This is a genomic window from Streptomyces sp. ERV7 (assembly GCF_001653515.1).
Lineage (GTDB): Bacteria > Actinomycetota > Actinomycetes > Streptomycetales > Streptomycetaceae > Streptomyces.
The window spans coordinates 267016-283496 of sequence record NZ_LYOY01000029.1; the positions used below are offsets into that span (position 1 = coordinate 267016).

Here is a 16481-nt window from a genome sequence, read left to right on the forward strand (position 1 = left end):
GGCGCCCCATTCTCGTCATAGAGCCCAGAGGACGGCACCGCTGCGCCGACTGCGACCGGGGCCCGCTCCCCCGGCTGGTCCTGGACACGGGCGCGCCGCGCTGTCTGGACTGTGCCGACCTCGGGCACCTGGTGTTCCTGGCGCGCGGCGACACGGCCCTGACGCGCCGCGCCCGCGAGGAGAGCACGCTCTCGGCCGTCGTGATCCGCTTCAGCCGGCGACGGCGCCGGTACGAACGCCAAGGCGTGCTCGTCGAGGAGGCGGCGCTCACCGTCGCCGAGGAGCGCTGTCTGGCCGACGCGGAGGCCCGCGCGCGCCGCCGCGCCCGCGACGCGCTGCGGCGGGCCGCCGAGGACGTCCGCTTCACCGCGGCCCTGGAGGCCGAGATCCTGCGTCTGTTCCCCGGCTGCCCGCCCGAGCGCGCCCATGAGGTCGCGGTCCACGCCTCCGTGCGGGGCAGCGGGCGGGTGGGCCGCAGCGCGGCGGGCCGCGCGCTGGACGAGGACGCCGTGACGGCGGCGGTCCGCGCCTCCGTACGCCATCTCGACACGCCCTACGACGAGCTCCTGATGGCCAGGGTGCCGCGCAACCGGGCCCGGGCGCGGGTGGCGGCGCGGATCGAGACGGTGCTCGCGGTGTGGGCCGGGGGGCGGGAACGGTGACACCGGCGCGTCGGCGCGGTCACCGCGTGACCGCCTCCACCGGGTCCTGCGCCGGTATCCCCCGAGGCCACCAGTCCTCCCGGCCCGGGTCGGACTCGTACCCGTACCAGAGGCCGTCGCGACCGTAGCGGAGCTGGGTGGTGGGGGTGGAGAGGTGGTTGCGCCAGGGGCGGAAGCCGGGGTGGCCGGCGGCCGTCGCGCGGGGCGGGCGCGGTCGAACGGGCCCGCCGGAGGGTCCCAGGGGGCTTCCAGGACGCAGAGCGCGGCGAGCCCGCCCTGGCGCCAGGCGGCCACCGCGCGGGCCAGATCGGTGGTGGTGCGGCCGGTGGCCCGGGACAGGGTCGCGTACAGCGCCCTGGTCGTGGAGGTCATGCCGGAACCCGGGTGCCCCGCCGCCAGGCGGACCGCGTCCTGCCACGTCGTCAGGGACGCGACGGGGTCCTCCCCGGTGGCCAGCAGGGCGTGTGCCCGGGCCGCCGCCTCGGTGGCCAGCAGATCGAGCGCCAGCGGGTCGGGGGCGCCCTGGAGGGTGGGAAAGGCCGGCGGATGGCCCGCGCGCGGCGGGGGCGGGAACGGAGGTGGCAGCTCGGGCCGCACGGCCTCCCGGACGGCCTCCCGGGCGGCGACCGTGGGCAGTTCGGGCGCGGGCGTCTCCCGCTCCACCGCCATCCGGGCGGTGTTGCGGCGGGTGAGCGCGGCGAGCGTCTCCTGCTCGCCCCGGCCGCGCATCAGCAGCAGGACGAACGGGTCCTCGTCGCGCCCCGGCCGCGCATCAGCAGCAGGACGAACGGGTCCTCGTCGAGGAGGCGGGCCGTCTGGTAGCAGAGCGCCGCCGCGTGCTTGCACGGGTAGCCGTCGTCGGGGCAGGAGCAGTCGGGGACCAGGTCGCCGGAGGCGGGCAGCAGGTCGACCTGGTCGGCGAGGGTGTGCGGCAGGTCCTTGTCGAGCAGCGCCGCGATGTGGGAGGGGTCCTGGGCCGCCGTGTCGAGGAAGTCCTCCCACGCCTGGTCGGGCAGGGTGCGCAGACGCAGTTCCGTCCGGTACGGGCGGGGGCGGGAGCCGTGGACGTACGCGGTGATCCGGCCGGGCGTGACGGTGATCGCGTCGACATGGCCCGCCTGTGCGTACGCCCGGCCGCGGGCCAGTCGGGCCGGGTCCAGGGCCAGGTCCTCGAGCGCCTCGACCCAGGCCCCGCCCCACCAGGTGCCGGTCCGCTCCGAACGGGCGCCCAGGGCCGGGTAGGTGCGGCGCCGGTCGTCGTACCGGGTCGTCGGGAGCGGACTCATACGGGCCTCCTCTCGGGGGCGGGACGGTCTGTCGTGGGCGCGGCCGTACGGCCTCCGGGCGCGTTCATGCTCCCCTCCGCAGGGAGATGAGGTCGGCCAGCTCGCGGTCGGTGAGTTCGGTCAGGGCGCTCTCGCCGGAGCCCAGGATCGCGTCGGCCAGGGCGCGCTTGGCGGCGAGCATCTCGGCGATGCGGTCCTCCACGGTGCCTTCGGCGATCAGACGGTGGACCTGCACCGGCTGGGTCTGGCCGATGCGGTAGGCGCGGTCGGTGGCCTGCTCCTCCACGGCCGGGTTCCACCAGCGGTCGTAGTGCACGACATGGCCCGCCCGGGTGAGGTTGAGACCGGTGCCGGCCGCCTTCAGGGAGAGGAGGGAGACGGGGACCTCACCGGACTGGAACGCGTCCACCAGCCGGTCCCGCTCCGCCACCGGCGTTCCGCCGTGCAGGAGTTGGGAGGGGACCCCGCGCGCGGTGAGGTGCGCGGAGAGCAGCCGGGCCATCGACACGTACTGGGTGAAGACGAGGACCGAGCCGTCCTCGGCGAGGATCGTGTCGAGCAGTTCGTCGAGGAGGGTGAGCTTGCCGGAGCGGGCGTGCAGCCGGGGCGCGGTCTCCTTCAGATACTGCGCCGGGTGGTTGCAGATCTGCTTCAGGGCCGTCAGCAGCTTCATGATCAGGGCGCGGCGGGCGATGCCCTCGGCGGCCTCGACGCCGGCCATGGCCTCGCGGACGACCGCCTCGTAGAGCGAGGCCTGTTCGCGGGTGAGCGGGACGGGGTGGTCGGTCTCCGTCTTCGGCGGCAGCTCGGGCACGATGCCCGGGTCGGACTTCTTCCTGCGCAGGAGGAAGGGGCGGACCAGCCGGGCCAGGCGCTCGGCCGCCTGCGCGTCCTCGCCGTTCTCCACCGCGCGCGCGTGGCGGGCGCGGAACGACTTGAGCGGGCCCAGCAGACCGGGCGTCGTCCAGTCGAGCAGGGCCCACAGCTCGGAGAGGTTGTTCTCGACCGGGGTGCCGGTGAGCGCGATCCGCGCGGGCGCGGGGACGGTGCGCAGGGCCTTCGCCGTCGCCGAGAAGGGGTTCTTGACGTGCTGCGCCTCGTCCGCGACCACCATCCCCCAGGTGTGCGCGGCCAGTTGGGGGGCGCTGCCGCGCATCGTGCCGTACGTGGTGAGGACGAAGCCGCCCGCCGTGTCGGCCAGGCTGCGGTCGCTGCCGTGGAAGCGCCGTACGGGAACGCCGGGCGCGAAGCGGGCGATCTCGCGCTGCCAGTTGCCGAGCAGCGAGGCCGGGCAGACCACCAGGGTCGGCTCGGGGCGCGCGCGGCGCAGATGGAGGGCGATCACGGTGATCGTCTTTCCCAGACCCATGTCGTCCGCGAGGCAGCCGCCGAGGCCGAGCGAGGTCATCAGATCCAGCCAGCCGAGGCCGCGCAGCTGGTAGTCGCGGAGGGTGGCGTCCAGGCCCGGGGGCTGGACGGTGGCCTGCGGGCCCTCGGTGAGGCGGTCGCGCAGAACGGCGAGCGCGCCGGTGGGGACCGCCTCGACGGTCTCACCGTCGACCTCCGCGGTGCCGGTGAGCGCGACGGAGAGCGCGTCCACGGGGTCGAGCAGCCCCAGGTCGCGCTTGCGCGCCTTGCGCACGAGCTCGGGGTCGGCCACCACCCACTGCCCGCGCAGCCGCACGATCGGGCGGTGGGCCTCGGCCAGTGTGTCCATCTCCGACTGGCTGAGCGGTTCGCCGCCGAGCGCCAGCTCCCAGTTGAAGGCGAGCAGTTCCCCGGCGTCGAAGAACGCCGTGCCGTCGGTCGCCGAGCCCGGCGCCGGCCGAACGACGGCGGTGGCGCTCAGGGTGCGGGCCAGCTCGCGCGGCCAGTGCACCGCGACCCCCGCCGCGTCCAGGCGGGTCGCGGCCGAACCGAGCAGGTCGTACAGCTCGCTCTCGGTGAGCGCCAGCACATCCGGCACCGGCCGTTCGAGCAGCAGGCCCAGGGGTGGCCAGACCCGGGCGGCCCGGCGCAGCGCGAGCAGGGCGTCGATCCGCGCGCGCGGGCCGAACGCGTCGGACCGCTCCCCCGCCCACAGACCCGCCGCGTCGACGACCAGGGTGGGGTCGGCGAGGCTGTGGACCTGGACGATCGCGGAGCCCGCGCGGCGCGCGTCCTCCTCGTCGTCGCTGTCGAACATCCCGTACCCGGACAGGTCCAGGCGCAGGGACACCCGGACGCCCGCGTCCATGCCCGCCGCCGCCTCCGCCGCCCACACGCGCGCGCCGGGCAGGTGCTGGGGCGCGGCCGCCGCGAACGCCGGGCCCACGGCGTGGGCGGCCGCCGGGGTGCGCGGCAGGCTGTCCGCGACCGCGTCGAGGAAGGCCCGCACCAGCGCCTCGGGGTCGGGCAGCCGCAGCGGGCCGCGGCCCGGCACCGGGACTCCGTACGCCTCGTACGGCATGGCGGCGGCGATGGCCCGGAGCTGGGCGATGTCGTCGGCGTCCAGCGGGCCGGCCCGCCAGGCGTCGTGGTCGGTCCCGGTCAGGCCGGGAAGCAGCCTGCCGCGCGCGACCAGGTGCAGGGCGTGCAGCGCGGCGGCGCCCCAGCAGGCGGCCGCCGGGTGTGCGCCGGGGTGCTGCCGGGCCCGGACGAGCAGGGGCAGGGCCTCGGTGACGGGCAGCAGGCGGGCCGTGACGGTACGCCGTGCGGCACCGCTGCCGTGGCGCCGCACCACGGTCAGCTCGGTGACCTCGCCCGCGCCTTCGCCCCCTTGGTGCCGCCCGCCGGGCAGCGGGCCGCCCTCCGGGTCCCAGAAGGCGACCTTCCCCTCGCGGGGCAGCCCCGCGGGCAGGAACACCGCTGCCGCGGACACCCCGGGCAGCGACGCGAGCGCCGTCCGCTCGGCCTGCGTCATGTCAGGTCACCTCCCCTCGTGTGCGTAGGGCCCCGGATCGGCACGCGATCCGCGACTGCCCTACGACCTTACGGGCGGGGTCTGACAATCCGGCATCGCGGCCTCAGCGCACCCCCTCCCACAAGGCACGTTCCGCCGCCCGCGGGTCCTGGACCAGTTCGGTCGGGGCGTCCGGGGAGGCGCCGAAGACCATCGTCGTCCGGGTCTCGCGGTCGTAGGCGTCCCAGCCCGGGTCGCCGGTCGCCGCGAAGGCCACCCACGCGCCGTGCAGCGCGTCCGCGAGGTCCTGCGGCGGAGCGTCGCCGAGCATCGGGGCGTACACGGGGTCGCGCAGGTTGTCGAAGACGAAGGCGAGCTCCGCGCCGTGGCAGGCGCCGAGCAGACCGCCGTACTGGGGCGAGCGCCAGGCGAACTCGTACACGTGCGTGCCGGGGACGGACTCGGCGACGCGGACGGCGGGGATCCGGTAGAACCAGTCGGTCGCGACGGCGTCGAAGAGCTCCCCGGGGGCCGCACCGGGGCGGCCCCCGGCGTAGACGGGCAGCGCCTTGTCGGGGTCGAGTCCGTACGCCTCGGCCGTCCCGCGCAGCTTCCGCTCGCTCAGGAGGTGCAGCCGCTCGGTGGGGACCAGGAAGAGGCGGTACTCCTCGCGGTTGCTGCCGACGAGCAGGTCCACCCCGCAGTCGGCGGAGGGCAGCGGCAGCGCGTCCAGGACCGGCTCGAAGGGCATCATGTTGAGCATCGCCTCACCCCACAGCTCCGGGTCCGGGCGGGCGCCCATCTCGGCCCGCAGCCCGGCCTGGGCCGGCAGCAGCTCCGTGAGCGGGACGCGGGCGAACGCCTCGGTCAGCGCGGTCCCGGTCGCCTCGATGCCCAGCTCCGCCGCGAGGCGGGCGGTGATCAGGTCGGCCGTGGCGGGCCGCAGGAAGTGGTGGGCGGCGCCGCTCTGCAGGATCGCCCGGCGGAACAGCCCGCGCGCGCGTGGCTGCGCGAGCAGGACGCCGATACTCATTCCGCCCGCCGACTCGCCGAACACGGTCACCCGGTCCGGGTCGCCGCCGAAGCCCTCGATGTTGTCGCGGACCCACTCCAGGGCGGCGATCTGGTCGAGCAGCCCGCGGTTGTCCGGCCGGCCCGGCAGCCGCAGGTAACCGTCCGTACCGAGGCGGTAGTTGACGTTCACGCAGACGACACCGTCGCGCGCGAAGGCGGCGCCGTCGTATGCCGGGCCGACGCCCGAGCCGTTGGAGAAGGCCCCGCCGTGCAGCCAGACCATCACCGGCAGGCCGCCGCCCGGGCCGGGGTGCGGGGTCCAGACGCTGAGGTTGAGGCAGTCCTCGCCCTGCCCGCCGTCGGCGTCCGGGATCAGGGCGTCCATGGGCGGGGCGTACGGGGCCCGGGGCGCCGACGGGCCGTGCGCGAAGGCGTCCCGTACGCCCTCCCAGGAGGCCGCCGGGGCCGGTTCCCGAAACCGCAGCGGGCCGAACGGCGGTGCCGCGTACGGGATGCCGAGGAAGGACGTCACCGCGTCGCTCCCGGTACGGCCGCGCACCACGCCCTGCCGGGTCGTGCACACGCGCGTCGCGGACTGTTCCGACCGCTCGCCCGGTTCAGCAGGGTTGACCGGTCCCACCGGCTTGATCGGTTCCATCTGCGCCTCAGACTCCTTGGGCCAGCGTCTCCAGCAGGGCATCGCCGAACTCCTTCGGACGTTCGACGTGCACCGCGTGCCCTGCTCCGGGCACCGTCACCTCTCGTACCCTGCCGCCCACGCGCGCGTAAAGGGCGAGAACATGCCGTGTCTGGGCGACCATCGGCTGCGCCGGGGTGCCGTCCCAGCCGGGGACCGCGCCGATCGCGCCCAGGTGGGCGAGGTCGAAGAGCGAGGTGTCGGAGACGATGACGTCGTCCTCGCCGCGCACCCAGGTCACCGGCGGCTTCACGGGGAGCGCGGCGACCGCGGTGTGCAGGTCGTCGAGGCGGAAGTGGGTCGGGGCGAGGCAGTTGAGCACCCCGCGCGTGCCCGGGGCGGTGCCCGGCCAGACCTCGCAGGGCGTGCTGTCACCGGGGTAGTGGTCGTCGCCGAGCCGGGTGCTGAGCATCGACTCGACGTACTCGTCCTCCCGTTCCAGTCGCAGTGGCGGCTTCACGTAGCAACCCGCGAGCACGCTGCGGGGCGAGAGCGGGGACCGCTCGCCGCGGTCGCCCTCGGCCAGCAGCCGTACGAAGTCGGGGTTGGCGGTGCCGCCCCCCGAGCCCGCTCCGTCCGGCGAGTTGAGCCGGCCGTCCACGCCCTTGGTGCCACCGAAGCCGTACGGGGAGACCGGGTTGACCAGGGTCAGCGAGCGCACCACGGTGGGCCGGTCCCGCATGTGTTGCAGCACCACACCGCCGCCCATGGACCAGCCCACGAAGTGTGCGCGCTCCACACCCAAGGCATCGAGGAGCGCCGCCAAGTCGTCGGCGTAGTCGCGCAGTCCACGAGTCGCGTCCACCGGCAGCGGGTCGGTGCCGCCGAAGCCGCGCAGGTCGACGGCGATCGGCCGGTAGCGCTCGGGCAGGGCGAGCATCGCGTCCTGCCAGAAGGCGGAGGAGGAGACGTTGCCGTGCACGAAGACGACCGGTTCGCCCGCGTCCCTGGAGGCGTCCTCCAGGATGTGCTGGGTGAGCCGGGCGGTCGGTACCCGGCGTGCGGTGAGCGTGGGCATACGGGCCGTCCTTCGGCTTCGGGAGCACTGTTTCGGGGACTCGGCTCCGCCGGGATGCCGGAGTCGGCGGAGCCGAGGTGGTGCGGCGGGCTCAGGCCAGCCAGGAGGCGACCTGGGCCTGTGAGGCGCTGTTCCAGCCGACTTCGAGGTGGTTGGCGCCGGTCACGGTGGCCTTGCCGCCGACGGTGGCGACACCGGTCGAGTCGAGCGCGCTGGAGACGAAGACGACCCCGTCGCTCGGGCCGCGGTTCTCGTTGAAGATGCCCACGACGTCCGGCGAGCCGCCCGCCAGCAGGTACGTGGTACCCGCCTCGATGGCCGGCTGGATGCCGTCACCGGCCGTGTAGAAGCCCTGGCCTCCGTAGTACGTCGTGTACCAGTCCTGGGCCGTCTGGTCGACGCCGTACACGCCGTCCCAGCGAGCCAGCATCTGCCGCTGGCCCGGGTAGTCGTCGTAGCCCCCGGACGGCGTCATGGAGAACTCGGGATGCGCCGTGTACGTCCCGTAGCAGGTCATCCGGGAGTGCGGGGAGGGCGCGTTGATCTTGCCGCCGCACTCCGGCCAGATCGAGAAGTCATGGGCCCAGCCGTGGGCGTACGGGTAGTCGAAGCCGCCGTTGGGGCCGCCGAGCGTGATCAGCCTTCTCACGTCACCGGCGTAGGCGCGGCCCCAGGAGGGCTTGAGGGACGAGACGTACGCGCGCGTGGAGAGCTCCCCCTTGCTCCAGCCGACCAGGTCCACCTGGGTGACGCCCAGCTTCGCCTTGATGAGGGCGACGGCGTCGCCGACGGCCTGCGCCTGCATCAGGTTGTCGCCCTGCTTGTGGGCGAAGCCGATGGCGAAGACGCGGTGGCCACGGGACGCGAGGTACTGCATCATCCCGGTCGAGGGACAGGAAAGGGCGCCGCATCCGTAGCCGCCGGACTCGCCGGGGTTGGCCCAGGCCCGGTCGGCGGTGTCGTTGGCGCCGTGCACCAGGAGGACGGGGGTGGCCTTGGCGCCGGTGTTCCAGCCGGGCGCCGAGTAGAGCAGGAAGCGGTCGGAGGTGGGGCGGGCGACGCCGCCGAAGTAGGTGACGCGGACGCCGTCCTGGTTGCCCCGCCCGTCCGGCGCGTAGCCCTCGGCGGCGGCCGCCTGGAAGCCCGGGGTGGTGTCGCGGTAGCGCTCGACCTTCTCCCAGCCGTTGGTGACGGTGCCGGAGCCGTAGGCGGCTTCCTGGGTGAGGTACGGGGGCGGGGCGGCGGTGCTGCCCTCTGTGGTGGTGTTCTGGGCGGTGGCCGTGCCTCCTGCTGACAGGAGCGCACCGAGTGCCGCTGTCACGGCCAGCGCCGCTCTCCATCCCCCACGGTGTCTGCTACGCACGTCCGGGCCCCCTTGCCTAGGCTGATCTGGCTGCGACCAAGACGCTAGGCAGGCGGTGCACGGGTGGGGGATGTGTGCGCGCCACATAAGCGCGCTGGTGGATGTGGGGACGATCGTGTGCGAGTCACCGGCTGAGGGCTCGCGGGAGTGGTGTCGCCCGGCCGGCCGCGCACGGGATGCCCGGGTGGCGATCAGCGGGCAGGGTGACGGTACTGACCGCCGTACCACCGCCGTACACCGTACAGACGAGGACCGCTCATGTCCGTGCCTGTGTCCCAGCTCGCGCCGCGCCCGTCCGAGCCGTCGCCGTCCGCGTCGTCCCCCTGGGGGCGGTCGGCGTCCGCCCGGAGGCGGCTCGGGTTCGCCGCCGGGGCGGCACTGCTGACGCTGGCCACCGCGGCCTGCTCCGGCCTCGGCCGTACGGCGGTCGGCACCTTCTCGTACGCGACGGCGGCGGAGCGGATCGTCAAGATCAGCAGCCCGCCGATCAAGGGCTGCCACCGGATGGCGCCGACGGGGGCCACGGCGGTCCTCAACAACACGCTCGCGGACGTCCGCGTGTACCGGACGCTGGACTGCCGCGGCAAGGAGATGGCGTACATCCCGAGCCGTCTCGGGGACAACATCGCACCCAACACCCTGCCCTGGCGCAGCTACGCGTTCGTGCACTGACAGCGGGCGGGGCACTTACCGGGCGTCCGGATCACAGCGCGAACCACCCGTGACCGCGGTACCAGTGCTCGCCCGCGAGCAGATGGGCCGCGACGGCGCGCTCCACGCCGGTCCGCTGGAGCAGCGCCTCCACGGGCAGGTCCGGGTCCCCGAAGACGAAGAAGACCGGAGGCCCGTCCGCCGGTTCGGTCTCCCGATAGGGGGTGCGGAACCGTCGCTGGAAGCGGACGATGTTCGACTCCTCGGGCAGATACTTCGCCAGTTGCGCGTCGAGCAGCCATGAGTGGCAGACGGCGACGCGGTAGGTCTCCCCGGGGTAGTGGAGCGCGAAGAAGTCCCTGGCCAGCGCGAGCGAGGCGTCGCACGCCTGCGGGGTCAGCGGTCCGCGGAAGTCGGGGATGTGGATGCTGAGGCAGGGGTCACCGGGCCCGAGCGGCAGCCCGGCGGCCCGTACCGCCTCACCGGTGCGCCTGCCGAGCCGATCCCGCTGGAACTGCAACCGTCCCAACTGGTAGAGCTCACCGCGGAAGTGCGGCCAGAACCAGTGCGGATCCACCAGACCGGCGTTGCCGTGGCACCTGCGGTGCACGGCCAGATGGCGGCCGAGGTCGGCGAGGGTGCGGCGGGAGATGTCGGCGGGCACGGCGTGTTCGTGGTGGTACGCGCGCGTATGCGGCAGTGCGGCGAGCAGGACGAGGAAGGGAAAGAGCCGCCGGAGGGCCGCCGATCCTCCCAACCCCGCCGGAACCGGGGGCATTTCCGGCTGAAATCCCACGCTGCCGATATCCCGCACGAGCGCCCTCACGGACTCCCCCAGCAGCCCGGCGACCTCCGGATCACCCACCGCCTTCCGGGCGATCCCGACCAGTTCGTTGACGTCCTCGTGCGGTACGGCGAGGTCCAGCAGCACCTCGGGCAGCTCGTCCCCCACCGGTAACAGCGCGTCCTCGTCCACCATGCGCGTCACCCTATGGGCGCCTGAGCGCGGGAGGCGGGAATTGCCGTACAACCAGGCCTCAGCGAACCGCCTGATCCAGCCATCCCGCGGGTAAAATCTTCCTCGAAGAGGCGATAGCCATGCGCACTGGGAGTGAACCCACGACTGCGCGCAGTCCCCTGCGGATGCGGTTCTGGCTGAGTGTGTGGGGGCTGATCTGGGCCCTGGCCGGCACGGCCGGCTTCGCCCTGGAGGGCCGCCCCGGCTGGACTGCCGCGTGCGCGGCACTCGCCCTGGTGATCACGATCGACCTCGCCATGATCATCCACCACATCCACCAGGGCCCCCACTATCAGCCGGGCCCGAACATCCCCCCGTATGAGCCGCCTCGACAGCGCTAGGCGTTGTCCGTGTCGAACCGCGCCGCCTCCACGTACTCCGGCTTCGGGTCCAGTGCCGCCGCGAGGCGGAAGTGGCGGACCGCCTGGTCGGGGCGGGCCGTGCGTTCGTAGGTGCGGGCCAGGGCGAAGTGGGCGAAGGCGTTGTCCGGTTCGCGTTCAAGCACCAGCTGGAACTCCAGTTCCGCTGCCCGCAGTTGGGCCGAGGCGAAGAACGCGCGGGCGCGCAGGAGGCGGGCAGCGGTGTTCTCGGGGTGAGCCGCGACGACCGAGTCGAGGAGCTTCACCGCGCCACGAGGGTCGCGGGCAGCCAGCAGCTGCTCCGCCGCGCGGAAGTCGATGACGTGAGTTTCCGGGGTGCTCTCGGCCACGGTCGAGTCCTTTCCCTCGCTGCGCGTTGACAACGCACTGCCCAGTTCCCGTATTCCGTATTCATTCCGCCCGTCACGGGGTGCGAGGCGCGCTCACAGCGCGGCCATCGCCAGCACCAGGCCCACGGCCAGCACGGCGGCCCCTGCCGCTACGAACGTACGGTCAAGGCCCGTTCGTTCCCGGCCGAGCAGAATGACCTCGCGCGGATCCGCCGGGTCGTAGGAGAGGTGAACGCGCGCGCCCGGGGTCAGCGGCTCGCGGCGCGTGGGCGGTACGGGGGACGGCAGCTCCAGGACGCGGCCGTCGGCCGTCTCGTACTGAAGGAGCGGGCGCCCGGACCCGGGCGGGGCAGGCTTGACCAGCGCCCAGACGGCGTCACCCGCCGCCTCGATGCGCCGGGTCTCGCGCAGCCCGTACGCACCGGCCAGCAGCGCCACGAGCCCGCCGAAGACCGTGAAACCCGCCAGTACGAAGAGCACATCGGGATCGTAATCCCGGGAGGCCCGGGAAGGTGCGGTGATTTCAGACTTCCCGCCGGACACCCCAGCGGGAAGCCCTAGCTCGCGGCCGCCCGCTCCAGGAGCTCGGCCCACACCTTTGTGACCTGCGGTTCCAGCGCCTCCAGCGGACCGTCGTTGTCGATGACCAGGTCCGCCACGGCCAGCCGCTGCTCGCGGGTCGCCTGGGCCGCCATCCGGGCCTCGGCCTCGGACTCCGCCATGCCGCGCAGCCGCGTCAGCCGGTCCAGCTGTGTCGCGGGCGCGGCGTCCACGACCACCACCAGGTCGTACAGCGGGGCCAAGCCGTTCTCGGTCAGCAGCGGGACGTCGTGGATCACCACCGAGTCCGGGCCCGCGGCCGCCTCCAGCTCCGCCGAGCGCGCGCCCACCAGCGGGTGCACGATGCCGTTCAGGACCGCGAGCCTCGCGGGGTCGGCGAAGACGATCGCGCCGAGCGCCGGGCGGTCCAGGGTGCCGTCCGACGCGAGGATCCCGGCACCGAACGCCTCGACCACCGCCGCCAGCCCCTCGGTCCCGGGCTCGACCACCTCTCGGGCGATCTTGTCGGCGTCGATCAGCACCGCCCCGTACGAGACGAGCATGCGCGACACTTCGCTCTTGCCGGCGCCGATTCCGCCGGTCAGGCCCACCTTCAGCATGAGCGGCAGCCTAGGGGATGCCGCTCATGCCGTCGGTGACAGGTCCGCCGTTCGCAGGTCCCCGGACCCCGTCGACCTCCTACGGAAGCCGTCGACCCGGTCGACCCGGCACGGAAGCCTTCGCCCTCCTACAGAAGCCGTCGTCCGGTCGTCGTCACAGGTCGCCCTCGCGCTCCGCGAGGAACCGCTCGAACTCCCGGCCCAGTTCGTCCGCCGACGGCAGGTCCGCCGGTTCGGCCACCAGGTTGCCCCGGGTCTCGGCGCCCGCGATCGCGTCGTACTGGTGCTCAAGTCCCTGCACCAGCGTGACGAGTTCCTCGTCGCCTTCGCCGATCTGACGCTCGATCTCCGTCTGAGTGCGCTGCGCCTCGGTCCGCAGGCCGTGGGCGACGCTCGGCAGCACCAGGCCGGTGGCCGCCGTGATCGCCTCCAGGGCGGTCAGCGCGGCGTCCGGGTAGGCCGACCGCGCCACGTAGTGCGGGACGTGCGTGGCGACGCCGAGGACGTCGTGTCCGGCTTCCATCAGCCGGTACTCGATCAACGACTCGGCGCTGCCTGGCACTTGCGCCTCGTCGAAGGGCGAGCGGTGACCCGGCATCAGGTCCGTGCGGTTGCCGTGTGGCGTGATGCCGACGGGGCGGGTGTGCGGAACACCCATCGGGATGCCATGGAAGTTGACCGAAAGGCGTACGCCGAGGCGCTCGACGATCTGCCGTACGGCGACGGCGAATCGCTCCCACTCCACGTCCGGCTCCGGGCCGGACATCAGCAGGAACGGCGCGCCCGTGGCGTCCTGCACCAGGCGCACCTCGATCGCGGGGGTCTCGAAGTCCGTCCAGCGGTCGCGCTTGAAGGTCAGCAGCGGACGGCGGGCGCGGTAGTCGACGAGTCTGTCGTGGTCGAAGCGGGCCACCACCTGGTGGGGAAGGCTGTCCAGCAGCTTCCCGACGATCTGCTCGCCGGTCTCACCCGCATCGATGTATCCGTCGAAGTGGTACAGCATGACCAGGCCTGCCGACTCCTGCGCGAGCGCCATGTCGACGACTGCGAGGCCCTTCGGCTCCCATTCGTACAAACCCTGCGGATCAAGCACGATTACCGCTCCTCCTCGTGTTCGTAGGGAAGAACGCCCCATGAGACAGCGGCATTCCCGCGCGCGTCCGTTTCACATGCTGTTCTCACAACGGCCGCTACGGGGCCGCGTCCGCGATTTCCGGCCGCTGGTCCGGACCTTGACATGCCCACGCGCCGTCCCTACCGTCACCTGACGACGCCTTGTTCAGAAACACGTTCAGCGTTCAGGTAAGAGAACTTCCCGTGTACGAGATCGGTTACCCCACCTCGACCCGGAGGACCCCCCATGCGTAACCGCCCCCTGCTCGTCTCCCTGCTCACCGACGCCCTCGCCACCGGAGGTCTCGGTCTCGCCGCCGCGTCCGCCGACGCGTCCGCCGCCGTCATCGATGTGTCTACGGCCAGCCAGCTGAAGTCGGCGCTCGGCGCCGCCCATCCCGGCGACACCATCCGGCTCGCGGACGGCACGTACACCGGCAACTTCAAGACGACCTCCGCAGGCACCTCGTCCGCGCGGATCACGCTCACGGGCTCGTCGAAGGCCGTGCTCAAGGCGAGTGGCGGCTACGGCCTGCACCTCAACGGCGCCTCGTACTGGACGGTCCAGGGCCTCACCGTCACCGGCGGCCAGAAGGGGATCATGATGGACGCGGCGAGCGGCGTCGTCATCGACTCCGTGACCGTGCACGGCCTCTCCATGGAGGGCGTCCACTTCCGCAAGTCCAGCAAGAACGGCGTCATCAGGAACTCGCGCGTCTACGACACCGGCCGGGACGGCTCGGGCATGGGCGAGGGCGTGTACGTCGGCACCGCGGGCGACCTGGCCGACAGGAGCGACCAGGTGCAGATACTCGACAACACCATCGGCCCGGGGGTCGGCGGCGAGAACGTCGACGTCAAGGAGGGCACCACGGGCACCCGGATCGCCGGCAACCACTTCGACGGCAGCGGGCTGACCAACGCCAACTACGACGACTCATGGGTCGACGTGAAGGGCAACAAGGTCGTGGTCGAGGGCAACACCGGCGTCCATACCCTCAACAACGGCTACGAGACGCACACCCAGCAGTCCGGCTGGGGCTGCGGCACCGTCTTCCGCTCCAACAAGTCGGACCTGAGCGACTCCCCCGGCTCACTGCGCCTGGCCGTCAACGTGACCAACTTCCACGCGAGCGGCTGCCCGACGACCGTCTACGGAAGCAACACCGTCACCGGCGGGAAGGGGCTGACCAACATCCCGGTCACCCCGTGACGGCGGTCCGCCCCTGAGAGGGACTCGGGGCGGGAACGATGTAAGGCCCGCCCCCCATTGGGGAGCGGGCCTTACAATTCGGCTATCTACCGACCGGGGTCAGAGCGTCAGCTCTGGCCGCCCGCCAGCTTCTCGCGCAGGGCAGCCAGGGCCTCGTCCGACGCCAGGGCGCCGGAGTTGTCGTCCGACTCCGAGGAGTACGAACCACCCGAGATACCGGCACCGGCGTTGCCACCGGCGGCCGGGGCGGCAGCGCCCTCGGCAGCGGCGGCCTCGTCGGCCTCGCGGGACTTGATGACCTGGGCCTGGTGCTGCTCGAAGCGCTGCTGCGCCTCGGCGTACTGGCCCTCCCACGCCTCGCGCTGGGTCTCGTAGCCCTCGAGCCAGTCGTTGGTCTCGGGGTCGAAGCCCTCGGGGTAGATGTAGTTGCCCTGGTCGTCGTAGGACGCGGCCATGCCGTACAGGGTCGGGTCGAACTCGACCGACGCCGGGTCGGCACCGAAGGACTCGTTGGCCTGCTTCAGGGACAGCGAGATCCGGCGACGCTCGAGGTCGATGTCGATGACCTTGACGAAGATCTCGTCGTTGACCTGGACGACCTGCTCCGGGATCTCCACGTGGCGCTCGGCCAGCTCGGAGATGTGGACCAGGCCCTCGATGCCCTCGTCGACGCGCACGAACGCACCGAACGGAACGAGCTTGGTGACCTTACCCGGGACGACCTGACCGATCTGGTGCGTACGGGCGAACTGCTGCCACGGGTCCTCCTGCGTCGCCTTCAGCGACAGGGAGACACGCTCGCGGTCCATGTCGACGTCGAGAACCTCGACGGTGACTTCCTGGCCGACCTCGACAACCTCGGACGGGTGGTCGATGTGCTTCCAGGAAAGCTCGGAGACGTGGACGAGACCGTCGACGCCACCCAGGTCCACGAAGGCACCGAAGTTGACGATCGAGGAGACGACGCCGGAGCGGACCTGACCCTTCTGCAGGGTGGTGAGGAACGTCTGGCGAACCTCGGACTGGGTCTGCTCGAGCCAGGCGCGGCGGGACAGGACCACGTTGTTGCGGTTCTTGTCCAGCTCGATGATCTTCGCCTCGAGCTCCTTGCCCACGTAGGGCTGGAGGTCGCGGACGCGGCGCATCTCGACGAGGGAGGCCGGCAGGAAGCCACGGAGGCCGATGTCGAGGATGAGACCACCCTTGACGACCTCGATGACGGTACCGGTGACGATGCCGTCTTCTTCCTTGATCTTCTCGATCGTGCCCCAGGCACGCTCGTACTGAGCGCGCTTCTTGGACAGGATGAGACGGCCTTCCTTGTCCTCCTTCTGGAGAACCAGGGCCTCGATCTCGTCGCCGACCTTGACGACCTCGTTCGGGTCGACGTCGTGCTTGATCGAGAGCTCACGGCTCGGGATCACGCCTTCGGTCTTGTAACCGATGTCGAGCAGGACCTCGTCCCGGTCGACCTTCACGATGACGCCGTCGACGATGTCGCCGTCGTTGAAGTACTTGATCGTCTCGTCGATCGCGGCGAGGAAGGCTTCCTCGTTACCGATGTCGTTGACCGCTACCTGCGGAGTGGTAGAGGTGGTCTCGGTGCTGCTCGTCATGTGGGAAAGGGCTCCGGTTACGGACAGAAAGTCGTAGGTACTGCCACGCCGAGAGCCCGTATCGCCTCTGCAGAAGCCGG

Annotated in this window: 14 protein-coding genes and 1 pseudogene; 4 read left to right on the forward strand and 11 right to left on the reverse strand. The window is 72.3% G+C overall.

All coding sequences use genetic code 11. The features are described from left to right. The first annotated feature begins 17 nt into the window (after window positions 1-17). Entirely contained in the window at window positions 18-662 is a 645-nt protein-coding gene (locus A8W25_RS07530; protein WP_067160766.1) for a DUF2293 domain-containing protein, read from the forward strand. Between the two features lie 19 nt (window positions 663-681). Here the strand turns inward: A8W25_RS07530 and A8W25_RS07535 are convergent. The 5 genes and pseudogenes from A8W25_RS07535 to A8W25_RS07555 form a co-directional block, all read right to left on the reverse strand. Next, window positions 682-1948 (reverse strand): annotated as a pseudogene (locus A8W25_RS07535) (SWIM zinc finger family protein). 64 nt (window positions 1949-2012) lie between these two features. Continuing rightward, the gene (locus A8W25_RS07540) at window positions 2013-4850 is read right to left on the reverse strand and encodes a DEAD/DEAH box helicase (RefSeq protein WP_067157888.1); all 2838 of its coding nucleotides are present in this window, start codon (window positions 4848-4850) and stop codon (window positions 2013-2015) included. Between the two features lie 103 nt (window positions 4851-4953). After that, window positions 4954-6501, reverse strand: coding sequence for a carboxylesterase/lipase family protein (locus tag A8W25_RS07545; RefSeq protein ID WP_079125882.1), 1548 nt, complete (start codon window positions 6499-6501; stop codon window positions 4954-4956). A gap of 7 nt (window positions 6502-6508) precedes the next feature. Next, on the reverse strand, window positions 6509-7558 hold the full coding sequence (locus A8W25_RS07550; protein ID WP_067157891.1) for an alpha/beta fold hydrolase: 1050 nt from the start codon (window positions 7556-7558) through the stop codon (window positions 6509-6511). Between the two features lie 91 nt (window positions 7559-7649). Beyond that, on the reverse strand, window positions 7650-8879 hold the full coding sequence (locus A8W25_RS07555; protein WP_199831694.1) for an esterase/lipase family protein: 1230 nt from the start codon (window positions 8877-8879) through the stop codon (window positions 7650-7652). Window positions 8880-9179: 300 nt separating this feature from the next. Here A8W25_RS07555 and A8W25_RS07560 point away from each other — a divergent pair, with 300 nt between their 5' ends. Further along, window positions 9180-9593 carry a hypothetical protein gene (locus A8W25_RS07560; RefSeq protein ID WP_234386317.1) on the forward strand — a complete coding sequence of 138 codons (414 nt, stop codon included), beginning with the start codon at window positions 9180-9182 and terminating at the stop codon, window positions 9591-9593. A 31-nt stretch (window positions 9594-9624) separates the two neighbouring features. On the opposite strand, the gene A8W25_RS07565 is transcribed toward A8W25_RS07560, so the two are convergent. Next, entirely contained in the window at window positions 9625-10551 is a 927-nt protein-coding gene (locus A8W25_RS07565) for an acyltransferase domain-containing protein (RefSeq protein WP_199831695.1), read from the reverse strand. Between the two features lie 119 nt (window positions 10552-10670). On the opposite strand from A8W25_RS07565, the gene A8W25_RS07570 reads away from it, so the two are divergent. Then, entirely contained in the window at window positions 10671-10931 is a 261-nt protein-coding gene (locus tag A8W25_RS07570) for a DUF6343 family protein (RefSeq protein WP_067157894.1), read from the forward strand. Here the strand turns inward: A8W25_RS07570 and A8W25_RS07575 are convergent. The 4 genes from A8W25_RS07575 to A8W25_RS07590 all read right to left on the reverse strand — a co-directional run bounded on the left by A8W25_RS07575 (window position 10928) and on the right by A8W25_RS07590 (window position 13495). Beyond that, a complete protein-coding gene (locus tag A8W25_RS07575) occupies window positions 10928-11299 on the reverse strand; it encodes a tetratricopeptide repeat protein (RefSeq protein ID WP_067157897.1) in 372 nt (123 codons plus the stop codon). The two genes, A8W25_RS07570 and A8W25_RS07575, sit on opposite strands and share 4 nt — an antisense overlap. A gap of 93 nt (window positions 11300-11392) precedes the next feature. After that, window positions 11393-11779: a DUF3592 domain-containing protein gene (locus A8W25_RS07580; RefSeq protein WP_067157900.1), complete on the reverse strand. Its 387-nt coding sequence runs from the start codon at window positions 11777-11779 to the stop codon at window positions 11393-11395. Window positions 11780-11856: 77 nt separating this feature from the next. Beyond that, entirely contained in the window at window positions 11857-12459 is a 603-nt protein-coding gene (gene coaE, locus A8W25_RS07585) for a dephospho-CoA kinase (RefSeq protein WP_067157904.1), read from the reverse strand. A gap of 154 nt (window positions 12460-12613) precedes the next feature. Continuing rightward, window positions 12614-13495: a PAC2 family protein gene (locus A8W25_RS07590; protein ID WP_420708454.1), complete on the reverse strand. Its 882-nt coding sequence runs from the start codon at window positions 13493-13495 to the stop codon at window positions 12614-12616. A gap of 324 nt (window positions 13496-13819) precedes the next feature. Between A8W25_RS07590 and A8W25_RS07595 the strand changes: the two genes are divergently transcribed. Beyond that, window positions 13820-14785 (forward strand): right-handed parallel beta-helix repeat-containing protein, encoded by a 966-nt coding sequence (locus A8W25_RS07595; RefSeq protein WP_067157911.1) that lies wholly within the window; start codon window positions 13820-13822, stop codon window positions 14783-14785. A 107-nt stretch (window positions 14786-14892) separates the two neighbouring features. Here the strand turns inward: A8W25_RS07595 and rpsA are convergent, their stop codons facing one another. Further along, window positions 14893-16401 (reverse strand): 30S ribosomal protein S1, encoded by a 1509-nt coding sequence (gene rpsA, locus A8W25_RS07600; RefSeq protein ID WP_067157914.1) that lies wholly within the window; start codon window positions 16399-16401, stop codon window positions 14893-14895. Window positions 16402-16481 lie beyond the last annotated feature (80 nt).